Below are 21453 nucleotides of genomic sequence, written 5' to 3'. Positions count from 1 at the left end.
CGTTGTCTCGACCGGGGCCGAGTTGTTTTCAGTTTCAAACTGCTGACAGTGCAGCAGAAGTTTTGGTGTGTACAGATCAGGACGTACGTGACGTCAGCCAGATCGTGAATGCGATGATGACGCCCAAGCCGGCGACCCAAACAAACAGGCCTTCGGAAACCGGGCCCAGGGATCCGAGGTCCGCACCACCCGGTGAACCATTGGCTTCAATGGTCTTCAGGAAGGTGATGATGTCGCGCTTGTCTTCAGGAGTGACGTTCGAGTCGCTGAAGACGGGCATGTTCTGGGGACCTGTGGCCATTGCTTCATAGATGTGCTGGGAGGTGACGTCCGCGAGAGCCGGAGCGAACTTGCCCCGGGTGAGCGCGCCGCCGGCTGCAGCTGCGTTGTGGCACATTGCGCAGTTGACGCGGAAGAGCTCCCCGCCCTTGGCAGCGTCACCCTTGCCGTCGAGGAGGTGCTCCTCCGGGATGGCCGGGCCTGCACCGAGGGATGCGACGTAGGCCGAAAGCTGTTTGGTCTGCTCGTCGTTGAACTGGACGGGCTTCTTCTGGGCCTGCGGGCCGTTCATCTGCATGGGCATACGGCCGGTACCAACCTGGAAGTCAACCGCGGCAGCGCCCACGCCGACCAGCGAGGGGCCGTCCTGGGTTCCGCTGGCACCCATGCCATGGCACGTGGCGCAGTTGGCGGCGAAAAGCTTGCCGCCCTGTTCTACGTCACTGGCGCTGTAGCTGGTGGTGTCGGCCTTGGCCTGGTTGACAGATGTGGCAACGGCGTACAGCCCACCAGTGAGGAGGAGGCCCATCAACAGCAGCGCAATTGCTGCCAATGGGTGACGTCGCTTCTGCGAGAGTGCCTTCACGTGGTGGTTCCTTTATTCGATCCTGCGTCGGCTCCGTGAGCCGCTTCTTGAAATTCTGCCTCTTGTAGAAAAAGAGTCAAGCCGGGCTTACTTGAGGACGTAGATGACCAGGAAGAGGCCAATCCAAACGACGTCGACGAAGTGCCAGTAGTACGAGGTGACGATTGCCGACGTCGCTTCAAAGTGTCCGAACTTCTTGGCCGCAAACGCACGGCCGATGATGAAGAGGAAAGCGATCAGACCGCCGATGACGTGAAGGCCGTGGAAGCCCGTGGTCATGTAGAAGGCGGAGCCGTAGGCGTTGGAGGACAGGGAAACGTGCTCGGAGACGAGCATGGCGTATTCCGTGGTCTGGCCGGCTACGAAGAAGGCACCCATGATGAACGTGAGGGTAAACCATTCGGTCATGCCCCAGCGGGTGAACTGGAAGAGCCCACCGGTACGGCGGGGTTCGAGCCGCTCGGCGGCGAAAACGCCCATCTGGCAAGTAAAGGAACTTGCCACCAGGACGATGGTGTTGACGAGCGCAAACGGGAAGTTGAGCTTGGTCGTCTCTTCGGCCCACATCAGTCCTGATGTGGAGCGCAGGGTGAAGTACATGGCAAAGAGGCCGGCGAAGAACATCAACTCACTGGACAGCCAAACAACGGTTCCAACAGAAACCAGGTTGGGGCGGTTCAGCGTCGGGTGCGCCGGGGTACTGGGGGCATGGGTCGCAGATGTCACAAGGACATTATGTCTGTAAAAGTCCAGAGTTCCCAATGCAAACCACCGATTCGGGAGACTTTTTCTACAAAGACGCGAAATCGCGCGGAAAAGTTCCCGGCGTGGTTCACATTGGTCATCGGCGTGGCTGGCTCGATAGCATCAGGGAGTGACTTCTCCGGCATCGGCACCTGCAGCCAGCAATACCTGGCCAGGGCTCATCTCAGCATTGATCAACGGCGACGACCTTGCTGTGGGCAACACAGAGTGGGCCATGAACACGATCATGTCCGGCGAAGCCACTCCGTCGCAGATCGCCGGTTTCCTTGTGGCCCTCCGCGCCAAGGGTGAGACGGTGGAAGAGCTCGCGGGCCTGGTTGAGGCCATGGTCCAGCATGCCAATCCGATTTCGATTTCCGGCGAAAAGCTGGACATCGTCGGAACCGGTGGCGACCGGCTTAATACCGTGAACATCTCCACGATGGCGGCCCTCGTTGCCGCCGGAGCCGGGGCCAAGGTGGTTAAGCACGGAAACAGGGCGGCCTCGTCTACGTCGGGTTCGGCGGACGTTCTGGAGGCGCTCGGGGTCCGGCTGGACCTTTCCATCGAGCAAGTGGCACGCAATGCTGAAGAGGCGGGTATCACGTTTTGCTTCGCCCAGGTTTTCCACCCGTCATTCAGGCACACGGCTGTTCCCCGTCGCGAGCTTGCCGTTCCTACAGCCTTCAATTTCCTCGGGCCCATGACCAACCCTGCCCACGTGCAGGCATCGGCGGTGGGCGTTGCCAATGCACGGATGGCTCCGCTTGTTGCAGGAGTCCTGGCCCGGCGGGGGAGCCGTGGCCTCGTGTTCCGCGGTGACGACGGACTGGATGAACTGACGCCCACCGGGCCGTCCACTGTGTGGGAGATCAGGGATGGTTCCGTGACGGAGCAGGTCTTCACTCCTGCTGATCTTGGCATAAAGCCTTCCACCGTGGCGGACCTTCGCGGCGGAGATGCCATGGTCAATGCCGGCGTCGTTCGTGAAGTGCTTGATGGCAAGGTCGGACCCGTCAGGGACGCGGTGCTGCTCAACGCGGCCGCGGGGTTGGTGGCTTTCGATCTTCGTGCCGAAGGCAGCCTGCTGGAGCGGATGCGCTCTGCGTTCGACACGGCAACTGAGTCCATCGAGTCCGGCATGGCCGCCGGAGTGTTGGCGAAATGGACTGCCCTGAGCCAAGGCTGACGGGGCTTTGCCCGGACGCCGGAACGACGCTCGACGCCGCTACGACGCGGCACGATACGGGTTCAGCGTTTATTCAAAACCGAGTGCAAATGCGGCATCGAGGTCGTGCTGCGAGTAGGCCCGGAAAGCGATGTGCGTGGTGGTGTGGACCACCGAAGGCACCTTGGACAGGCGGTCGGCGATGACGTCGGCAAGATCTTCATGCTTGGAAACCCTGGCGACAGCAATGAGATCCCATTCGCCAGTGACTGAATAGACCTCACTGATGCCTTGGATGGCCGAAATCTGCTCGGCTGTTTCCGGGATGCGTGAGGCATCGGTCTTGATCAGGACAAAAGCGGTGATCACGTGGGGCCTTTCCGAAAAAAGCATCGTTGCGGACGGTTCCCAGCCTAGTGCATCCCCAGGTTGGCGGACCGGATCACGCCCGGTGTTGCCGCTTGGCTGCGGCGCGACGGATGAGGGCGTACAACGCACGGAAACCGAGCAGGAATACGCCCAGGCTGATCAACGCAACAATAATGAAAGGCAGCACCACGGTTTGTCCCGTTGCAGCCCTGAGCAGCATCCCAACAATCACGGCGCCCAGCCACACTGCCACACCCGAAGGCCAGACGGAGAAGGGCGCCCGCCACACTCGGGGGACAAGCCAGCCGACCAACGCGCCAACCAAAAAGGGCCAAGCCGTGATGAAGGCGCCGGAGATGATGTCTCCGCGTGCGTGCGCGTCCCGGCCGATCGCGGCAAAGACAAGAATCAGGAGAAGATCCCCGGCGGCGGCCGCCAGCCAGGACTTAGTGGACGAAGACATGCCTTTGACCCTATCGGGGACCTCGCGCAGGCGCGAAGTCGGCGCCCAATCCGCAGCGGGGCTTTGGTTATCCCCAAACCATGGGTAATCGATGTTGGCCCGTTGTGTGAGTGAACTCACGGTACTAGCCTCTGATGGGGGACACGCGGTTCCCGTCGTCGTTCGAGGAGTGGCGCATGCAGAAGATCTCTACTTGTTTGTGGTTCGACGGCCAAGCGGCTGAGGCAGCACAGTTTTACACATCGATATTCGACAACTCTTCGATCGGTCCTGGCGTGCCTGGTCCGGACGGCAGCGTCCTGACGGTCGAGTTTGAGATTGAAGGCCGGCAGTTCATGGGTCTCAACGGAGGCCCACACTTCACGTTCAATGAGGCAGTTTCCTTGGTGGTGAACTGTGAATCCCAAGAGGAGGTCGACCGATACTGGGAGGCTCTGCTTGTTGGGGGAGAGGAGAGCCAGTGCGGGTGGCTCAAGGATAAGTTTGGCCTCTCCTGGCAAATCGTTCCCACTGCCATGACCGGACTTCTGAATGGTCCGGATGCGGCGGGCTCACAACGTGCCATGGAGGCCATGTTAAAAATGCGAAAACTCGACCTCGCCGTTCTGCAAAAGGCTTACGACGGCGACTGAAACTGTGGGGGAGGGCCGACGGCCGGCGCCCGCGAGGCACGATGACGTGCATGTACACCAACAACATAAAGGAGAACTGACCACATGACTTCCCGCCTGAATCCCTACATCTCCTTCAGGGACAACGCCCGTGACGCGATCACTTTCTATGAGTCAGTGTTCGGCGGTGAGTTGAACATCAGCACTTTCGGCGATTACCAGGCCAGCCAGGATCCAGCCGAAGCCGACAAGGTCATGCACGCCATGCTTGTCTCGCCCAATGGCCTGACCATCATGGCATCCGATACGCCGAACGGCATGGAGTACAACCCGGGAAACAACATTTCCGTATCGCTGAGCGGCGAATCTTCGGACGAAGCGGAACTTCGTGGTTACTGGGACAAGCTTGTCGACGGCGGAACGGTCACCATGCCGCTCGAAAGCGCACCGTGGGGTGATGTCTTTGGAATGTGCGTGGATAAGTTCGGCATAGCCTGGCTGGTGAACATCGCTGGAGCCCAGCAGCAGGGCTGATCGAAGGCAGACTGACGCACAGTTCGAAAGCCCCGCCGGACGCATCCGGCGGGGCTTTCGTGTGCCTGCAGCATGGGCCACCTGCGGCAACACATCTCAAAATCCTGCACCTTCTCCTCGAATTTCATCAAAAAGCTGCATTCCTACGTCATCCGGGCTCCTGGCGCCCTAGATTCAAGGACCCCTTGATCAAGCGCCCGAAGAGGAACCATGCCCGCTGCTGCCTTGTCAGATACCGCTGTCATCCACGCCCAGGAGCCGCAGTGCCCACTGCCGCCTGAGCCGGTTGGCGAATGGCGGGGGAGCGGGCGGGAGGGCCCGGCTGCGGAGGCAGGCGACGATGTCCTGATCGCCCAGGTTCGGGCCAGCCAGCCTGCCGCGTTCGGAGAACTTTTCCACAGGTATGGCGGCATCGCACTCTACGTCGCCATGAAGGAAGCGGATAATCCATCGGACGCCGAGGACATCGTGGGCGAAGCATTTGCATCCGTCTTTCAGGCGCTGAAGGAAGGCGGCGGACCGAGACAATCGTTCAGGGGCTATCTGTTGAGCATCGTCCGACGGATGGCGCATCGTCGAAACATCCAGGCCCGGCGTGCGTTCCCAATGAGATTTCCCTTGCGCGAGGACATCGGGATTGACCACTCCGGGCTGGAGGCCGATGAGACCGCCGTGCTGATCCAAGTATTGCGTTCCCTGCCGCATCGCTGGCAGTCAGTGCTTTGGTTCAGCGAGGTGGAAGCCATGAAGCCGGCCCGGATTGCCGAGGCGATGGGGATTACGCCGAATGCAGCATCAGCCTTGGTCTTCCGAGCGCGCAAAGGCCTGCGACGAGCCTACGTGGAAGCCAATGCGATGCCTTGATGGGGGTGGGCTTCAAAAACGTTAGTTGACATAATGTAGATTATCGGCGTTGGAGTGGGACGAGTAGAAGTAGATGAGAGAACTGGTCCCAATTAGCCTTTTAGTGTTTGCGCAGGTCAGGCGGTTGTAGTGAGACCTCGACGCCGACTGGCATGAACGCGTCTATGCGCGCGATGCTGCGGTGCAGCAACGTAATCTCTCATTAAGTGAGAGATTTTTGCGTACAGTTTGATTAGTGAGTATTGAACCTGGGCGGATTCCGGCCTTTCTGACCAACGTCAATGTCGGGCTGCTGCGTGCCGAGGATCGTGTTTTCGAGGCGATGTTGGATGGTTGGCGTGCGCAGATGCTGGCGCGCGGCCTGTCGACGTCGTACATCAAAAGCTCGTGTGGGACAGTCCAGCGGTTCCAGGAGCACGCCAATGAGTATCCGTGGACGTGGACGGCCCATCATGTGGACGAGTTCCTGGCGGACCGGCGCAGCTCAGAGAAGGGTCTGGCGCTGTCGACGCTGAGGGCTAATTCCGGGGCTATCAGGGCGTTTTGCTCCTACCTGACGGACGGGCGTTACGGCTGGGCGTCGTTCTGCGAACGGGTCTTTTCGGACATTCCGGTGCAGGTGGTCTTCGAGTGGAACTCACCCCGTCATACGACCGATGATGCCGTGCCGGCGCGGCGCCGGGCCTTCACTCGGACCGAACTGCAGACCTTCTTTGACGCCGCAGATGACCTGGTCGACACCGAGTTCGCCAAGGGTTCAAAGCGTTGGCTGCCGGCGCTGAGGGACTCGACGGCGTTCAAGGTCGCTTACGCCTACGGGCTGCGCCGGCGTGAACTGGTGATGCTCGAGTACGTCGATTTCGGCCCGAACCCGCACGTCGAGCAGTTCGGCCGTTTCGGGGCGCTCCAGGTGCGCTGGGCCAAGGGAACCAAGGGCTCAGGGCCCCGGCGCCGGACCGTGCTCACCGTCCCGGAATTCGACTGGGTGGTGGGGCTCCTCGAGTACTGGCTCTCCCCTGACGGCCGCAAGCGATTCCCGACCGCTGACCGGTCCGCCAGTCTCTGGCCGTCGGAGCGCTCAGGCTCGACTGTTTACCGCAACTTCGACCGTTCTTTCCAGCGGGTGCGGAAGATCGCCGGGCTCCCGGAAGAACTGACCCTGCACACGCTGAGGCACTCCTACGTGACGCACCTGATTGAAGCCGGTTACGACCCGCTGTTTATCCAGCAGCAAGTCGGACACAGCTACTCCTCCACCACGGCCCTCTATACTTCCGTGTCGGCGGACTTCAAACAGAAGACCATCCAGAAAATGATCGCCCAGCGGCTACGCACGGGCGACGGCGAGGGGAACAGCCATGGCTGAACAGCGACGGATCGGCTACCGCTGGAACCTCCGGCAGCTCATGGCCCAACGAAACCTCTGGAAAACCACCGAGCTGCTCCCCCTGCTCAAGGCCCGGGGCATCAACCTCTCCAACGCCCAGGTCCACCGGCTCGTCACTGGAACACCCGAGCGCATTCCCGCCCAGACCTTCGCCGCCCTCTGCGACATCCTCGAGTGCACGCCCAACGACCTGTTCGAGCCCTTCGTGCAGATGCGCGCCGCCAAGACCGCGAACGCCCCAAAGCGGCCAGAAGACCTGGGCATCACTCCCGGTGCGCCAATTGCCCGCCGGATCCGGGTTCTGCCACCGGACGAAGATGACTAGACCCCGTAAAGCCGGCGACCCCGCAAAATGGCCTGAAGCCTGCGCCCGCTGCGCCGAACACCATCAAATCGCAGTTCGGTGGCCCGACGGTGGAATCTGCGGCTACTGCTACCAACAGGCCAAAAGAACTCGCGGCAGCTGCGCCTGCGGCCACGAGGGAGTCTTGCCCGGCCGCGTCGACACCCTGCCGGCCTGCCGGAAATGCTCCGGCGTCCACCTCAACGTCGACTGCATCTCATGCGGCAAAGAAGACGAACTACACTCAGGCAACCGATGCTGGTCATGCATCCTTGCCCTGACCGTTGACCGGATCCTCAGCACGCCGGACAACCGGCCGCCCTCCCCCGAACTCCGGGCAGTTGGAACCGCTCTGAAGTCCATGAAACGCGCCAACAGCGGGCTCACCTGGATCCAGCAACCACACGTCACCGAGTTCCTCCAACAACTCGCCACCGAGCCTGCGATTACCCACGCCCGCCTCGACCAACTCCCGGCATCACGCACCCGCGAATACGTCCGCGGACTCATGGTCGAACACAATGCACTGCCGCGACGAGATGAACTCAGTGCAAGGTTTAGCGACTGGGCCGAGCAGGCCCTCGACCGGATCACCAGCCCCAGCCACCGCGACATCACCCGCCGATACATCCGCTGGCACCACCAGCGCCGCATGAATCAGATGGACGAAGTCACCCGAGGAACGTTCCTGCGGGCCAAACAAGCAGTCACCGTCGCCATCGACCTGCAGAACTGGCTCAGCGAACAAGGCATCGAACTCGCCGAAGTGAACCAGGCACACCTGGACCGATGGCAGGCAGAAGGCCCCACGACGCGAGGCATCGCATCACGATTCCTCGACTGGGCAATCAGGACCAACCTCATCGATCCCTCCCTGAAACTGCAGCCCCACCGTCGCGGCAGCAGCCCGCGGCTCGACGCCGCCGCCCAGACTGAACTCGTCACCAATCTCAGCCGCACTGCCGACATGAACCCGAGAGACCGCGCAGCAGCCATTCTCATCCTGGTCTTCGGCCAGCAAGTCTCCGACATCGTCAAACTGACCTGGGACAACGTCACCGTGACAGAGGAACTCGTCACCATTACCCTCGGAACCGTCAAAATCGCACTTACGTCACCGCTCGACGAGCCCTGGCGCGAACTCGCAGCCACCCCAACCCATCACCAGACAGCAGCGCACCCCAAAAGCAACTGGGTATTCCGCGGCGGCTCACCCGGCCAGCACATCCAAGCCTCAACCCTCACCCAACGACTGAGCACGGCCTTCAGCAGTCGCGCAGCCAGGCTCGGAACCCTCCACGAACTCACCAAACTCGCCCCCGTGGCCATCATCGCCGAAGCCCTCGGCTACTCCCCGGCCACAATCGACCGCCACGCCATCGATTCGTCAGCCAACTACGCCCAATACATAAATTCGCTCAGCACGACCAAAGGTTATGTCCACCGGCCGTCTGCCAGATCAGACCAAAAGTCAACGCGGTGAGTCGGAGTCTTCAGATCTGGGTCCCGAAAAAACTCGGCAGCGAAGTATGCAGCTAGATCGCTGCCGTAATAGATCACGTCGGTTTGGTGCACGGAAAAGACCAAACGTCACCTGCCATGCCTCAGGCGATGTCCTCGCGGCCTGAACTGGTCGCGCACGGAAGCTTACGTAAACTGGTGGCCACGGCGTCAACGAAAAGCAGGTGCAGCATTGAGGGAAAAAGACGTGGTCGAGGCATCCGGCAGCCTCCGGCGGGCCGCTGGTGAGCTCGCCGAACTCAGTGGCCGGCTTGACCGGCCCTCCGGAAGCGGCCAGGTCTTGGGCGCCCTGATGGACACGCAGCGCTCCATTGAGCATGTGCTGCGTGAACTCGCCCAATGGCACCAGGGCGCCATGCCGGGAGTCCACTTCGCGGAACACCACGACGAAAGCGTCTCCGGCGTCTCCCTAGTGGTTGAACAGCTCGACCTTGCGGTCCAGCAGGCGGCAGCGATGCAGGAGACACTCAGTCTGGCTTACGAAGGCAGCGGCGCTGTGCGCTGGTTCGATGAAGAGCAGGAGTCATCAGCCCAACCGGTTCTTCCGAGCTGATTCCGAGCTAGACGTGCACTGATAGTCATCGCCCTGTCCGGACCAGCACCAGTCATGCATCAGACCACTCCGGGGTTCTGTGCATCAGTGCAAAACGGTACTGGTGTTCCTGCCGCGCAACTCGTCCCACACGAACACGTCCCGCTACCAGTTTGGAAGTCTTGCTGGAAGTGGCTCTCAGGCACCCACATACGCAGCCAGATGCTTGCCCGTCAGCGTCGCTTTGCCAGCCACCAGCTCAGCCGGAGTTCCAGCGAAAACTATCTTGCCGCCGTCGTGCCCGGCTCCGGGGCCAAGGTCGATAATCCAGTCCGCGTGAGCCATAACTGCCTGGTGATGCTCGATCACAATGACGGATTTCCCGGACTCGACCAGACGATCCAACATGCCGAGCAGGTTCTGGACATCAGCCAGGTGCAGGCCTGTGGTCGGCTCATCCAGGATGTAGATGTCACCCTTCTCCGACATCTGGGTAGCCAGCTTCAGTCGTTGCCGCTCACCGCCGGACAGCGTGGTCAACGGCTGGCCCAGGGTCAGGTAGCCGAGTCCGACGTCGGCGAGGCGGTCCAGGATCTTATGGGCCGCAGGCGTCCGCGCTTCGCCGTCGCTGAAGAAGGCCTCAGCCTCGTTCACAGACATTGCAAGCACTTCTGCAATATTGCGCCCACCCAGCTTGTACTCAAGAACAGAAGCTTGAAAGCGCTTTCCCTCGCATTCTTCGCAGGTGGATTCCACGGTGGCCATGACGCCCAAATCCGTGTAGATAACGCCCGCACCGTTGCATGTTGGACAGGCGCCTTCGGAGTTTGAACTGAAGAGTGCCGGCTTCACGCCGTTTTCCTTGGCGAAAGCCTTCCGGATCGGCTCGAGAAGACCCGTGTAGGTGGCAGGGTTGCTCCTGCGGGAACCCCGGATGGCACCTTGGTCAATCACCAGCACGCCGTCACGTTTGGCGACTGAACCGTGAACAAGTGAGCTCTTCCCGGAGCCGGCAACGCCGGTCAGGACGCACAGAACGCCCAAGGGAATGTCCACATCCACATTCTCAAGGTTGTTCGTGGAAGCTCCCCGAACTTCCAACTGACCCTTCGCGGTACGGACCTGGGCCTTGAGTGACGCTCGGTCATCCAGGTGGCGTCCGGTGATGGTGTCGCTCCCCCGAAGTCCGTCCAGATCGCCTTCGTAGCACACGGTGCCTCCGCCGCTTCCAGCGCCCGGGCCGAGGTCGATGATGTGGTCCGCGATGGCAATGGTTTCCGGCTTGTGTTCGACCACCAGAACGGTGTTTCCTTTGTCCCGCAGCTGGAGCAGCAGCTGGTTCATCCGTTCGATGTCGTGCGGATGCAGCCCGATGGTCGGTTCGTCGAACACATAGGTGATGTCGGTCAAGGACGAGCCCAGGTGGCGGATCATCTTGGTGCGCTGGGCCTCTCCCCCGGACAGGGTGCCCGCGGGACGGTCCAGCGAAAGGTAACCCAACCCAATGTCGGCAAAGGAGTCCAGAAGATGCTGGAGCCCCCTGAGCAGCGGCGCCACTGAGGGCTCGTCCAGCTGGCGGATCCAATCGGCGAGATCGCTGATCTGCATGGTGCAGACATCGGCAATGCTCTTGCCCTTGATCTTGGAAGACCGGGCCTCCGGACTCAGCCTTGTGCCCTCGCACTCGGGACACGTGGTGAACGTGATGGCCCGCTCGACGAAAGCACGGACGTGCGGTTGCAGGGCGTCGACGTCTTTGGAAAGCATTGATTTCTGGATCTTGGGGATCACGCCCTCGTAGGTGAGGTTGATCCCTTCCACCTTGACTTTGGTGGGCTCCCGGTAGAGGAGGTCGTGCAGTTCCTTCTTCGTGAATTTGGCGATCGGCTTGTCCATGTTGAAGTAGCCGGTGCCGCTGAAGATGCGTCCGTACCAGCCGTCCATGCTGTACCCGGGGATGGTGAGGGCGCCTTCGCTGAGCGATTTGCTGTCATCGTAAAGGGCCGTGAGGTCGAAGTCGCTGACAGAACCCATGCCTTCGCAGCGCGAGCACATCCCACCCAGCCGGTTGAAGGTGGCCTTCTCGGTCTTGGTCTTCCCTTCGCCGCGCTCCACGGTGATTGCTCCGCTGGCTTTCACTGTGGGGACATTGAAGGAGTATGCGTTCGGGGACCCAATGTGTGGCTGGCCGAGGCGGCTGAACAGAATACGAAGCATTGCGTTTGCGTCAGTGGCGGTGCCCACCGTCGAGCGGGGATTGGAGCCCATCCGCTCCTGGTCGACGATGATCGCCGTCGTCAGCCCTTCCAGCACGTCCACGTCAGGTCGTGACAAGGACGGCATGAAGCCCTGGACAAAAGCGCTGTAGGTCTCGTTGATCATCCGCTGCGATTCGGCTGCAATGGTGGCAAAAACCAGCGAACTCTTGCCGGACCCCGACACCCCGGTGAAAACGGTGAGTCGTCGCTTCGGGATCTCGATGCTGACGTCTTTGAGGTTGTTTTCGCGTGCCCCCTGTACCCGGATGAGGTCATGGGCATCGGCAACGTGCAGCTCAGGAGACTGCGTGTCCGAACCGGCAGCAATAGTCATGGTTTCTCCGTCCATTGGGCGGCGCTGCCCAACAGTCCCCCGCTGGCGTCGCCTCTGTCCTTGACCACCCTTGGTCAATACGATTGATTCTGCCATTGTCTTCCCGGCTTTACTCACTAAGAATGAAGCATGCCGGTATACATGAGGTCCCTCGAAACCGCCGTTCCGCCAACCATCCTTGTCCAGCAGCAAGCCCGTGAGGTTTTCGCCTCCCAACCTGGCCTGACGCGGCTGGGAACCCGGCTCGTCACGACGTGTTTCGATTCGGCCGCCATCGATACCCGCTTCACGGCTGTGGAAGAGTTGAGCCTCGACGCACATCCTGAGAATCCCAAGTTCTTCGACCCGCGCACCAACAACGTCTTGAGCCCCAGTACCAAAGTCCGCAACGAAATATTTGCCACCGAAGCCACCAAACTGTTCATCGAGGCCGGCAAGACAGCGGTGGCCCGGGCCCAAGGGGTTGATCTTGACGACATCACGCATGTGATCACGGTGTCCTGTACGGGATTCTTCAACCCCGGTCCCGACTACAAGGTTGTGAGGGCCCTGGGCCTGAATCCAGCGGTGCAGCGGTACCACCTTGGGTTCATGGGCTGTTATGCCGCCTTTCCGGCCATGAAAGCCGCGAAACAGTTTTGCTCGGCGGATCCTGAAGCGGTGGTCTTGGTGATCTGTGTGGAACTCTGTTCCCTCCACGTCAGGACATCGAACGATCCGGACACGATTATGGGTTCGGCGATTTTTGGCGACGGCGCGGCAGCGGCAATCATCACCGCCAAAGAACCCGAGGGTGACGAACCGGTGATACGACTGGATCACTTCGAAACGGTTTTGACGCCGGTTGGCGAGGAAGCCATGGCCTGGAACATCGGCGACGAGGGATTCGAGATGGTCCTGGGCTCCTACGTGCCACACATTATCGAAGAACACATCACCGGTGCCCTGGAGCCCCTGCTGGCCAAGGAACCGGAGCTCGCCGGCGTGCCGTACCGGGACATCACCCACTGGGCCATCCATCCGGGCGGCCGCAGCATCCTGGACAAGGTCGAGTCGAAGTTGGAACTGACCCAGGAGCAGCTGGTACCAGCCAGGGAGACGCTGCGGGAATTCGGCAACATGAGCAGTGCCACGGTCCTGTTCGTCCTGAAGTACATGCTGGGACAGCCAGCCACTGAACGGGAAGAGCGGATCTGCTCCATGGCCTTCGGCCCCGGCCTCACGGTGGAGACCGGCCTTTTCACCCTGGTCTCCCCCGCTCTGTGAGTCCTTGGGGGTCCCTCAAGGAGAGGGACCTTTACAGCGTTGAGGACATGGACGGCCCCGACTGTGATCCGCTGCTGCTGAACAGGACGTATGCGCGCTTCCCCATCGTTAACAGGCTCCTTTCACGATGGCGGCGGACCTATGAACGCCGCCTCCGTCCGCTCTTGGCCGAAACCGGGCGTGCGACCTTGCTGGACATTGGAAGTGGCAGCGGCGACGTGGCCCGCAGCCTTGGCCGGTGGGCGCGGCGGGACGGCTTCGTGCTGGACGTGACTGCAATTGATCCGGACCCCCGGGCCTATGCTTTTGCGACTGGCCTAAGCCCCGTGGAGGGAGTGTCTTACCGACAGGCCCATAGTTCGGAACTGGTAGCCGAGGGCCTGGAATTCGACGTCGTGATTTCCAATCACATGCTGCACCATCTTGATGCGCGGCAGTTCGCCGGGGTGCTGCGTGACTCCGAACTGCTCGCCCGGCGGGTGGCGCTCCACAACGATCTCACGCGCAGCAATATTGCCTACGTCCTCTTCATGGCAGGCTTCTGGCCGTTGGGGTGGGGTTCCTACATTGTGAAAGACGGCCTGCTGTCCATCAGGCGCAGTTACACATTGCCGGAACTAACGTCTGTCATACCACCGGGCTGGCGGGCTGAGCGAAACGGCCCTTGGCACAACATGCTCATCCACGAGCACCGCGGATCGGGGAAGCAGGAAAGTGCTTGACGTCGTCGTTGTTGGAGCGGGTCCTGTAGGCCTCTTCATGGGCTTGCGGCTCCTCCAGGGCGGCCACAGGGTCCGTATCCTCGAACGCCGGACCAGCAGAAGCACGCGCTCACGCGCGATCGGAATCCATCCACCGGCCCTTGCGGAATTGGAACGTGCCGGCGTTGCACCCGAGCTCGTTTCCGCCGGGGTCCATATCACGAAGGGCGTCGCCTACAGCCGGCGGCACAAAGTCGCCGAACTGCCCTTCGACAGCGATCCCGCCTTTCCGTTCATCCTGGCAGTCCCCCAGACCATCACCGAGAAGGTGCTGGAGGACGCGGTGCTCGGACTGGATGCGGCGTCGATTGAACGGGGTTTCGAGGTCCTGGAGGTATGCGACGAAGGTGCCAACGTGCGTGTCCTGGCCCGTTCAACGGTGGGCAGCCAGGAGTTCACCGCCTCGCTAGTCATCGTTGCAGATGGCGCCCACTCTTCCCTCCGATGCCGCTTCGCCCCGAACGTTCCTTCAAAGAGGTACCCGGACGCGTACCTCATGGGCGACTTCCCCGACAGCACCGGCCATGGTGCGGATGCAGTGCTCTATCTGGAACCCGCTGGAATTGTCGAGTCCTTTCCGCTGCCCGGTGGCGTCCGAAGGTGGGTGGTACGGCTTGGTGCACCGGCCAGAGGCGCGACGGCGGATTCTCTGGCAGGGTTGGTCGAGTCACGAACGGGTGAGGTGCTGGAGCCGGCCGGCAATACGATGCTCAGCGCTTTTGAGGTGCAGTCGCGGTTGCTTCCGCGCATGGTCCACGGGCGGGTGGTGTTGCTCGGGGACGCGGCCCACGAAATCAGCCCCATCGGCGGGCAGGGCATGAACCTGGGGTGGCTGGACGCAGCGGCCCTGTCGCCCATCATCAACGCCTCCTTGGGAGGATGCGACGTCGGGGCGTTGCTTCAGGACTTTGAAAAGGCCCGGAGGAAGGCTGCGCTTCGGGCATCGCGGCAGGCGGGCCTGAACATGGCCTTGGGCAGGCCGCTTCCACCGGCAGCCATGACAGTGAGGAACAGGCTCTTCGCCGGCCTGCTGGGGATGCCTGGTGTTACGCAGCTCGTGGAGCGGCGCTTCACCATGCGATAACTACTCAGGCGCCGTGTAGTAGCAGTCGTAGGTATCCTGGCTGATGATCAGGCCATCCCTCAGCTGGAAGACCGCCGTGCTCCGTGCGCGGATGGTGTCACCGCGGTCCCAATGTGGAAGGTCCAGAAGCAGCGTGGCCGACCAGTTCATCTCCAGCACCACCCGGTCTTCCTCGCTGGTGGTGCGGACGATCTCAAAGCGTTGGTCGGCCACGATGTCCTGGCTGTGGTCGGCGCCCGAAAGGGTTTCGGCAAGATTCCGGGTGGAGCCGGTCTTGGACAGGGCATGAGGCCATTCAGTGAGCTGAAAGTCCTCGGCCAGGAAAGGCCGCAGTTCGGCTGAGCCGCCGCCGGCTTCAACTGCCCGCACGAACCCGAGCACGTGCTCCAGAGAGGTGGGAGTGGTCATTCCATGAGCCTAGCCCACCACCGAAGACGCACGTGGCGATAGGCTCGACCCATGACGCATCAAACCCATCCCGGAGCCACGAGTCCGGCCGCGGACTTCAATCCCACCCAAATCCGGGACGCCGTCCGGCGGTTGCTGGACTCGCAGGACCTGCCCCCGATCGTCCAAGCGGGGCACCCGGTGCTGCGCCAGCTCGCTGCCCCCTACGACGGCCAGCTGGACGACGTCGAACTTGCCGCACTGATCGACCGGATGCGCGAGGCCATGCATGCAGCGCCGGGTGTCGGCCTGGCGGCTCCACAACTGGGTATTCCCCTGCAGCTGGCTGTCCTCGAGGACAAGTACGACATCGATCCTGTTTCCGCTGAGGTGCGCCACCGGGAGCAGCTGGATTTTTTCGCCATCGTTAATCCGACGTACCGGCCCTTGGGCGCGGAAACAGCTTCGTTCTATGAAGGATGTCTCTCCGTCCAGGGATACCAGGCTGTTGTGGAACGGCACCGGAATGTCGAGTTGTCCTATGCCACGCCTTCAGGTGAACCTGTGGAGGAGTGGTTCTCGGGGTGGCAGGCGCGTATCGTCCAGCATGAAACCGACCACCTCCACGGTGTCCTGTACCTGGACAGGGCTGAGATCCGGTCACTGTCGAGCAACGCCGAGCACACCGTCCGGTGGGCTTCTCCGGACATCGGCGCAGCCCGCAGCGCGCTCGGTTTCCTTGGCTGAAACAGTGAGTGACCGGCGTCTTAGGCCTCTGGTTGGTTTGCGGTGGTCGGAAGATACTTTGCCCACCATTTGAGGATGTGCTCGAAGCGCTGACGGCGATGGTGCGGCGTCCCGGAGCGGGACAACTCGTGATCCTCGCCCGGGAATACAAGCAGGGCTGTGTCCACTCCCTGTGCCTTCAAGTGCGCGTAATAGCGCTGGCCTTGTTCAATGGGGCAGCGCAGATCATTTTCACTGTGCACAACCAGCGTCGGCGTGTTGACTTTTCCTACGACGGCCATCGGACTTTGGGCGTCCATTTGCTCCCGCGTTGGTCCGGTGTATTCGCTGCCGAAGAACCAGCCGATGTCCGAGGAACCGGCAAAGCTGACAGGGTCAAGGAAACCCCGTTCCACGATCGCTGCCTTGAACCTGTGGTGGTGGGCGATGATCCACGCCGTCAAATAGCCGCCATAGGAACCGCCCATGATGCCCACTTGCTCAGGGTCCAAGGACGCATGGGAGGACAGGGCTGCGTCCAGGAAGGAAAGCACATCCTGCATGTCCAGAGTGCCCATCTGCCCCTTGATGGCACGCCCATGTTCCTGTCCATAGCCTGAGGAACCGCGGGGGTTGCACATCAGCACCGCGTATCCGGCCGCCGCGTAAACCTGGGCCTCGTCAAAGAAGGCTCCCGTGTATTGGGAGAATGGGCCGCCGTGGATGGTGAGGAGGACCGGGTGTGGTCCGGGGCCTTCGGGCATCACCAGCCAGCCGTGAACAGGGTGGCCGTCGCTTGATTCGGACTCAAAATCCATGGGCTCAATGACTGTGGAGTTGTTCCGCAGGTTCCCGGAGAAGTCCGTCAGGAGGCGAAGTTCACCACGCTCCAAAGACGCCACATCCCCGACCGTGGAAGCATCGGAGAGGGTCACCGCTGTCTCCCCGTTGGCGGCAACAGATGCCCCGATGACCACCCGCGCACCGTAGACGAGCGGAGTGATGGTGCCATCAGCAGTGACACCCAGGAGTTCGACAGAGCCCAAGGCGGTGTTCAGGACAAGGACGCTTGCCGGCCCGCTTGTTTCCAGCGGTCTCGAGACGTCCAGGTGTTCAACGTCGGTCAGTGCCACGGCCTCTCCCCCACCGGACGGCATCGCGTGGAGGACAGAATTCCGCGCCACAAAGTCCCTGCCGGTATCTCCGAGATCCTGGGCGATGTAAAACAACCACCGGCCATCCTCCGAAGCCCTCACAGCGCTGACGGTCTGTGGTTTACGGTTGACAGGTTCGACGACGACCGGCTCGCCTCCGGCGGCCTCGACCCGGTAAACCGAGGTGACCAGATCGTCGTCGTGACCTTCATGAAGCGCGGCGACGAAATAGAGGTGGGCCCCATCAGCCGAGAAGGCGGGCGAAGTGTGGTCGGAATCGCCGAAAGTGAGCTGCCGCGGGGCGGGGAGACCAAGGCTTTCCGGCACGGGCTGCTCATGGGCTGACCGGCCCCGGGGAGTCACTGCCGGCTCACCACCCAACTCGGGGACCTCGACCACGAACAGTTGCTGCCGCTGGTCGGCGGCGTAGCCGACGCCGTTCATCATGTACTGGTTGGCAACGATATAGCGCGGATCTTCGGCTCCCGGACCGACGCCATCGATGGTTCCATAACGCCCCTGTTCGGGGACCCTGGCCTGGAAGGCGATGCGGTGCGAGTCCGGCGCCCAGGTGAAGCTTTCGACGCCGGCGGCCTGGTTTGTGATCTTCTGTGGTTCGCCGCCCGCCGACTCCACTACGAACACTTGGGGTTTGCCCCCGGGATCGCTTCGCAGGAAGGCGAGGACCAGCCCGTCCGGTGAGAATGCCGGAGAAGTGTCCCTGAACCCGCGGGTGATGCGACGCGGGTACTTGGTGTTGTCCAGCGGGACTGACCATAGCTGGCCAACGTAACTGTCGGCGTCGAAATCCGGCCTCGTGACTGATACCACCGCCCTGGTGCCATCAGGGTGGATTGCCGGGGCGGACACGGAGTTCAACAGGGGCAGCTGCTCGGGTTTCACGATGGTGAGCCTAGCGGCAGGGCCCGACCGGCGGCACCAGACACTCCGTCCAGCCGTAGGATTGAAGCCATGTTGTCCGACGCCGTCTCTGCCCTGCGATGCCCCGTTTGCCAAGGACTTTTCGAGTTGCGGGAGGGCCGTCCGGCAACCCTCGCGTGCGGGACCGGCCATCGGTTTGATGCTGCCAAGCAAGGCTATTTCAACTTCCTTACAGGAAAAGGCACGGTCTTCGAAGCGGACACAGCCGAGATGGTGGCCGCCAGGGCCCGGTTCCTTGCAGCCGGGCACTACGCGGAATTGGCCACGGCACTGGCAGAGATGGCCGCAGGGGCCATCCAAGGCCCGGAAGCACTGGTTCTCGACGCCGGCACAGGCACCGGCCATTACCTTCACGCTGTCCTGGACACTACAGGCGCAACTGCCGTCGGCCTGGACATTTCCAAGTTCGCCCTTCGCCGGGCTGCACGGCTCAACCCTGAGGCTGCCAACGTAGTGTGGGATATTTGGCGTCCATTGCCCATGGCGGATAACTCGGCCGACGTCGTAATGGTTGTTTTCGCCCCGCGGAGCCCTGCGGAGTTTGCGCGGGTTCTGCGCCCCGGAGGATCGCTCCTGGTGGTGACGCCGAGGCCCGGCCATCTCCAGGAGATCGCTGTGAGGACAGGGATGCTCGGCATTGAAGAGGGGAAGGAAGAGCGGTTGGCCGAGTCCATGAGCGGCTATTTCGATCCGCCCTCCAGCCGTTCCCTGGACGTGCCGCTGGTGTTGTCGGGAAGCGAAGTAGCCGACCTGGCGTACATGGGGCCGGCTGGACACCATCTCAGCCAGGAGCAGCTGTCCCAACTGGCAGCGTCGAACGGAGCCGTGGACGCCACGGCGAAGTTCCGGATCAGCGTGTTCACCGCTTCCTGACGCTTGAGGGCGCGTCGGGCTAGGATGGAGGAACAGCGACTGTGATCCCGCTGGCGGGATCCGGGACCAAGGGGGAACGATGTTTGAATGGCTCGGCGAGAATTGGTGGGCCCTATGGCTCACAGTCTTCCTCGCGTTTGCAGTGGTGGAGATGCTGACTCTCGACCTCTTCTTCATCATGCTGGGCGGTGGTGCGCTTGCCGGGCTGATTGCGGACTTCTCCGGTGCCGACTTCTGGCTGCAGATCGTCATATTCTGCGTGGTTTCCCTACTGATGATCGTTTTCGTCCGGCCAGTAGCCTTGAAGCATCTGCGCAAGGGTCCCGCTGAACAGCTCTCCAACATAGACCGGCTCATTGGCCAGCCTGCCCTCGTCATTGAAGCCGTGAGCAGCACCAGTGGGCTGGTGAAAATCGGCGGCGACGTCTGGAGCGCCCGCAGCGCGGCTGGTGTCATCGACGCCGGCGCCACGGTGCAGGTCACCAAAATTGACGGGGCGACGGCGGTCGTCGCCTCGGCTGCCGACAACAGCCCCCGCTGACGCTTCGGCGCACTCAAGATTTCAGGCTGTTGCCGGACCGGGTCACCGCCCGCAAACAGCCGCATCAAACCACGCAATTGGGGAACGAAGGAGATGTATGGACGGCTTAGGAGGAACAGCAGCGGCAATTGTGCTGATTGTTCTCGTTATCTTTGTCATCATCGTGTTGGTCCGCTCGGTAAGGATCATTCCGCAGGCACGTGCCGGCGTCGTTGAACGACTCGGCAAGTACCAGCGCACGCTTAACCCGGGGCTGACCATCCTGATCCCGTTTGTCGACAGGCTCCTGCCGCTGCTCGACCTCCGCGAGCAGGTAGTGTCGTTCCCGCCGCAGCCGGTCATTACCGAAGACAACCTGGTGGTTTCGATCGACACCGTGGTCTACTTCCAGGTCACCGATCCCAGGGCCGCGACCTACGAGATCGCCAACTACATCCAGGCAGTTGAACAGCTGACCACCACCACGCTTCGTAACGTGGTGGGTGGGCTCAACCTGGAAGAAGCCCTGACCTCACGCGACCAGATCAATGGTCAGCTGCGTGGTGTACTGGACGAGGCAACGGGACGCTGGGGAATCCGCGTCTCCAGGGTGGAGCTCAAGGCGATCGACCCGCCCCACTCCATCCAGGACTCGATGGAAAAGCAGATGCGCGCCGAGCGGGACCGTCGTGCGGCCATCCTGACCGCCGAAGGTACCAAACAGTCCCAGATCCTGACCGCTGAGGGTCAGCGCCAAGCCGCCATCCTCGCGGCCGAAGGTGATGCCAAGGCCGCCATCCTCCGCGCAGATGGTGAAGCCCAGGCCATCCAGAAGGTCTTTGATGCCATCCACAAGGGCAACCCTGACCAGAAGCTGCTGGCGTACCAGTACCTGCAGACACTTCCGAAGATCGCAGAGGGCACCTCGAACAAGCTGTGGATCATTCCCAGTGAAGTAGGCGAGGCCCTCAAGGGTATCGGCGGCGCACTGGGAGGCAATGGCGGGGACTCCCCCGTTGCAGGGCTTTTCGACGGCGGCACCAAGTCCCCTGAGCCCGCGGGAACAGTGGAACCAACACGCACGGCGGAGTAGTTCCAACTCCACAGCAAGGACACGAGCGGTCAGCCACTCCGGCTGGCCGCTCGCTGCATGCGTGCGCTTTTGAGTAGTCAGTAAAGATCAGCGTATAATAGGATATTTGTCCGGCTGGTTCAGCGTGGACGGAACATTAAAGCTTGGCCAGGCGTTGCAATTAGTGACGCAAGGTGTGCAGAAGTAGTCCGTAGGGATCGTGAAAACGGCTTACGGCCAGCGCGGAGTTCCTGCTCCGCGAACAGACAGAGGGAGTAATCATGAGCGATCGCAGCCTGCGGGGTATGCGTCTTGGCGCCCAAAGCATGGAAACTGAATCCGGCGTTGAACCGGCACCGCGCCAGCGGGTCGAGTACCGTTGCGAGGATGGCGAGCAGGTCTTCGTAACCTTCTCCTCCGAAGCGGAAATCCCTCCCGTGTGGGTCTCCAAGACGGGTAAGGAAGCGCTCCTTGTCGACGGCGAGCGTCCCGTGGATGCCAACGAAAAAGCCGTCCGCACCCACTGGGACATGCTGCTGGAACGTCGCAGCCTTCCCGAGTTGGAGCAGATCCTTGAGGATCGCCTCAACATCCTTCGTGAGCGCCGCGGGGAACGCCGTTCGGCATAGTTTCCACAACACGCAAAAAGGCCGGGTCAGGTTCTCCCTTGGGAAC

General features: G+C 61.7%; 23 protein-coding genes. 16 read left to right on the top strand and 7 right to left on the bottom strand.

Annotation, left to right across the window (positions count from 1 at the left end; genetic code table 11):
* Nucleotides 1-76: 76 nt before the first annotated feature.
* On the bottom strand, nt 77-865 hold the full coding sequence (locus ACFUOZ_RS02820; protein ID WP_377544558.1) for a c-type cytochrome: 789 nt from the start codon (nt 863-865) through the stop codon (nt 77-79).
* Nucleotides 866-952: 87 nt separating this feature from the next.
* Nucleotides 953-1591: a heme-copper oxidase subunit III gene (locus tag ACFUOZ_RS02815; RefSeq protein ID WP_377544556.1), complete on the bottom strand. Its 639-nt coding sequence runs from the start codon at nt 1589-1591 to the stop codon at nt 953-955.
* A gap of 148 nt (nt 1592-1739) precedes the next feature.
* Between ACFUOZ_RS02815 and trpD the strand changes: the two genes are divergently transcribed.
* A complete protein-coding gene (gene trpD, locus ACFUOZ_RS02810) occupies nt 1740-2798 on the top strand; it encodes an anthranilate phosphoribosyltransferase (RefSeq protein ID WP_377544554.1) in 1059 nt (352 codons plus the stop codon).
* Between the two features lie 69 nt (nt 2799-2867).
* Here the strand turns inward: trpD and ACFUOZ_RS02805 are convergent, their stop codons facing one another.
* Together ACFUOZ_RS02805 and ACFUOZ_RS02800 are read right to left on the bottom strand one after the other, a co-directional pair.
* Entirely contained in the window at nt 2868-3146 is a 279-nt protein-coding gene (locus ACFUOZ_RS02805) for an Lrp/AsnC family transcriptional regulator (RefSeq protein WP_018777675.1), read from the bottom strand.
* Nucleotides 3147-3219: 73 nt separating this feature from the next.
* Nucleotides 3220-3609 carry a DUF3054 domain-containing protein gene (locus ACFUOZ_RS02800; protein WP_377544551.1) on the bottom strand — a complete coding sequence of 130 codons (390 nt, stop codon included), beginning with the start codon at nt 3607-3609 and terminating at the stop codon, nt 3220-3222.
* Nucleotides 3610-3785: 176 nt separating this feature from the next.
* On the opposite strand from ACFUOZ_RS02800, the gene ACFUOZ_RS02795 reads away from it, so the two are divergent.
* From ACFUOZ_RS02795 to ACFUOZ_RS02765, 7 genes are all read left to right on the top strand, one after another.
* On the top strand, nt 3786-4241 hold the full coding sequence (locus ACFUOZ_RS02795; RefSeq protein ID WP_377544549.1) for a VOC family protein: 456 nt from the start codon (nt 3786-3788) through the stop codon (nt 4239-4241).
* An 84-nt stretch (nt 4242-4325) separates the two neighbouring features.
* Complete coding sequence (locus tag ACFUOZ_RS02790) at nt 4326-4754, top strand: VOC family protein (protein WP_377544546.1); 429 nt, start codon at nt 4326-4328, stop codon at nt 4752-4754.
* Between the two features lie 210 nt (nt 4755-4964).
* Nucleotides 4965-5618, top strand: a complete 654-nt coding sequence (locus ACFUOZ_RS02785; protein ID WP_377544543.1) for an RNA polymerase sigma factor — start codon at nt 4965-4967, stop codon at nt 5616-5618.
* Between the two features lie 235 nt (nt 5619-5853).
* Entirely contained in the window at nt 5854-6984 is a 1131-nt protein-coding gene (locus tag ACFUOZ_RS02780) for a tyrosine-type recombinase/integrase (RefSeq protein WP_377544540.1), read from the top strand.
* Nucleotides 6977-7330, top strand: coding sequence for a helix-turn-helix transcriptional regulator (locus tag ACFUOZ_RS02775; protein ID WP_201433288.1), 354 nt, complete (start codon nt 6977-6979; stop codon nt 7328-7330). Before ACFUOZ_RS02780 ends, ACFUOZ_RS02775 begins: the two co-directional genes overlap by 8 nt.
* Before the next feature lie 163 nt (nt 7331-7493).
* Nucleotides 7494-8831 carry a tyrosine-type recombinase/integrase gene (locus tag ACFUOZ_RS02770; protein WP_377544537.1) on the top strand — a complete coding sequence of 446 codons (1338 nt, stop codon included), beginning with the start codon at nt 7494-7496 and terminating at the stop codon, nt 8829-8831.
* Nucleotides 8832-9056: 225 nt separating this feature from the next.
* The gene (locus ACFUOZ_RS02765) at nt 9057-9422 is read left to right on the top strand and encodes a hypothetical protein (RefSeq protein ID WP_377544535.1); all 366 of its coding nucleotides are present in this window, start codon (nt 9057-9059) and stop codon (nt 9420-9422) included.
* Between the two features lie 177 nt (nt 9423-9599).
* Here the strand turns inward: ACFUOZ_RS02765 and ACFUOZ_RS02760 are convergent, their stop codons facing one another.
* Nucleotides 9600-11993 carry an ATP-binding cassette domain-containing protein gene (locus ACFUOZ_RS02760; RefSeq protein WP_377544532.1) on the bottom strand — a complete coding sequence of 798 codons (2394 nt, stop codon included), beginning with the start codon at nt 11991-11993 and terminating at the stop codon, nt 9600-9602.
* Nucleotides 11994-12122: 129 nt separating this feature from the next.
* On the opposite strand from ACFUOZ_RS02760, the gene ACFUOZ_RS02755 reads away from it, so the two are divergent.
* From ACFUOZ_RS02755 to ACFUOZ_RS02745, 3 genes are read left to right on the top strand one after another with little or no spacing between them, the layout of a single operon-like run.
* Entirely contained in the window at nt 12123-13259 is a 1137-nt protein-coding gene (locus ACFUOZ_RS02755; protein ID WP_377544529.1) for a type III polyketide synthase, read from the top strand.
* Nucleotides 13256-13981, top strand: a complete 726-nt coding sequence (locus ACFUOZ_RS02750; protein ID WP_377544527.1) for a class I SAM-dependent methyltransferase — start codon at nt 13256-13258, stop codon at nt 13979-13981. Before ACFUOZ_RS02755 ends, ACFUOZ_RS02750 begins: the two co-directional genes overlap by 4 nt.
* On the top strand, nt 13974-15104 hold the full coding sequence (locus ACFUOZ_RS02745; RefSeq protein WP_377544525.1) for an FAD-dependent oxidoreductase: 1131 nt from the start codon (nt 13974-13976) through the stop codon (nt 15102-15104). Before ACFUOZ_RS02750 ends, ACFUOZ_RS02745 begins: the two co-directional genes overlap by 8 nt.
* Here the strand turns inward: ACFUOZ_RS02745 and ACFUOZ_RS02740 are convergent, their stop codons facing one another.
* The gene (locus ACFUOZ_RS02740) at nt 15105-15512 is read right to left on the bottom strand and encodes a nuclear transport factor 2 family protein (RefSeq protein ID WP_377544523.1); all 408 of its coding nucleotides are present in this window, start codon (nt 15510-15512) and stop codon (nt 15105-15107) included.
* A 51-nt stretch (nt 15513-15563) separates the two neighbouring features.
* On the opposite strand from ACFUOZ_RS02740, the gene ACFUOZ_RS02735 reads away from it, so the two are divergent.
* Entirely contained in the window at nt 15564-16238 is a 675-nt protein-coding gene (locus tag ACFUOZ_RS02735) for a peptide deformylase (protein WP_377544521.1), read from the top strand.
* Between the two features lie 20 nt (nt 16239-16258).
* Here the strand turns inward: ACFUOZ_RS02735 and ACFUOZ_RS02730 are convergent, their stop codons facing one another.
* On the bottom strand, nt 16259-18274 hold the full coding sequence (locus ACFUOZ_RS02730; protein ID WP_377544519.1) for a S9 family peptidase: 2016 nt from the start codon (nt 18272-18274) through the stop codon (nt 16259-16261).
* Between the two features lie 69 nt (nt 18275-18343).
* Here ACFUOZ_RS02730 and ACFUOZ_RS02725 point away from each other — a divergent pair, with 69 nt between their 5' ends.
* The 4 genes from ACFUOZ_RS02725 (at nt 18344) to ACFUOZ_RS02710 (ending at nt 21407) form a co-directional block, all read left to right on the top strand.
* Nucleotides 18344-19186, top strand: coding sequence for a methyltransferase domain-containing protein (locus ACFUOZ_RS02725; RefSeq protein ID WP_377544517.1), 843 nt, complete (start codon nt 18344-18346; stop codon nt 19184-19186).
* A 79-nt stretch (nt 19187-19265) separates the two neighbouring features.
* The gene (locus tag ACFUOZ_RS02720) at nt 19266-19727 is read left to right on the top strand and encodes an NfeD family protein (RefSeq protein ID WP_377544515.1); all 462 of its coding nucleotides are present in this window, start codon (nt 19266-19268) and stop codon (nt 19725-19727) included.
* A gap of 97 nt (nt 19728-19824) precedes the next feature.
* On the top strand, nt 19825-20799 hold the full coding sequence (locus ACFUOZ_RS02715) for an SPFH domain-containing protein (RefSeq protein WP_377544513.1): 975 nt from the start codon (nt 19825-19827) through the stop codon (nt 20797-20799).
* Nucleotides 20800-21059: 260 nt separating this feature from the next.
* Entirely contained in the window at nt 21060-21407 is a 348-nt protein-coding gene (locus tag ACFUOZ_RS02710) for an RNA polymerase-binding protein RbpA (RefSeq protein WP_011774875.1), read from the top strand.
* The last annotated feature ends 46 nt before the right edge of the window (nt 21408-21453 follow it).

The sequence above is a fragment of the Paenarthrobacter sp. NPDC057355 genome (genome assembly GCF_042667405.1).
Taxonomy (GTDB): Bacteria; Actinomycetota; Actinomycetes; order Actinomycetales; family Micrococcaceae; genus Arthrobacter.
This window is presented reverse-complemented; position numbering and strand designations above follow the sequence as displayed.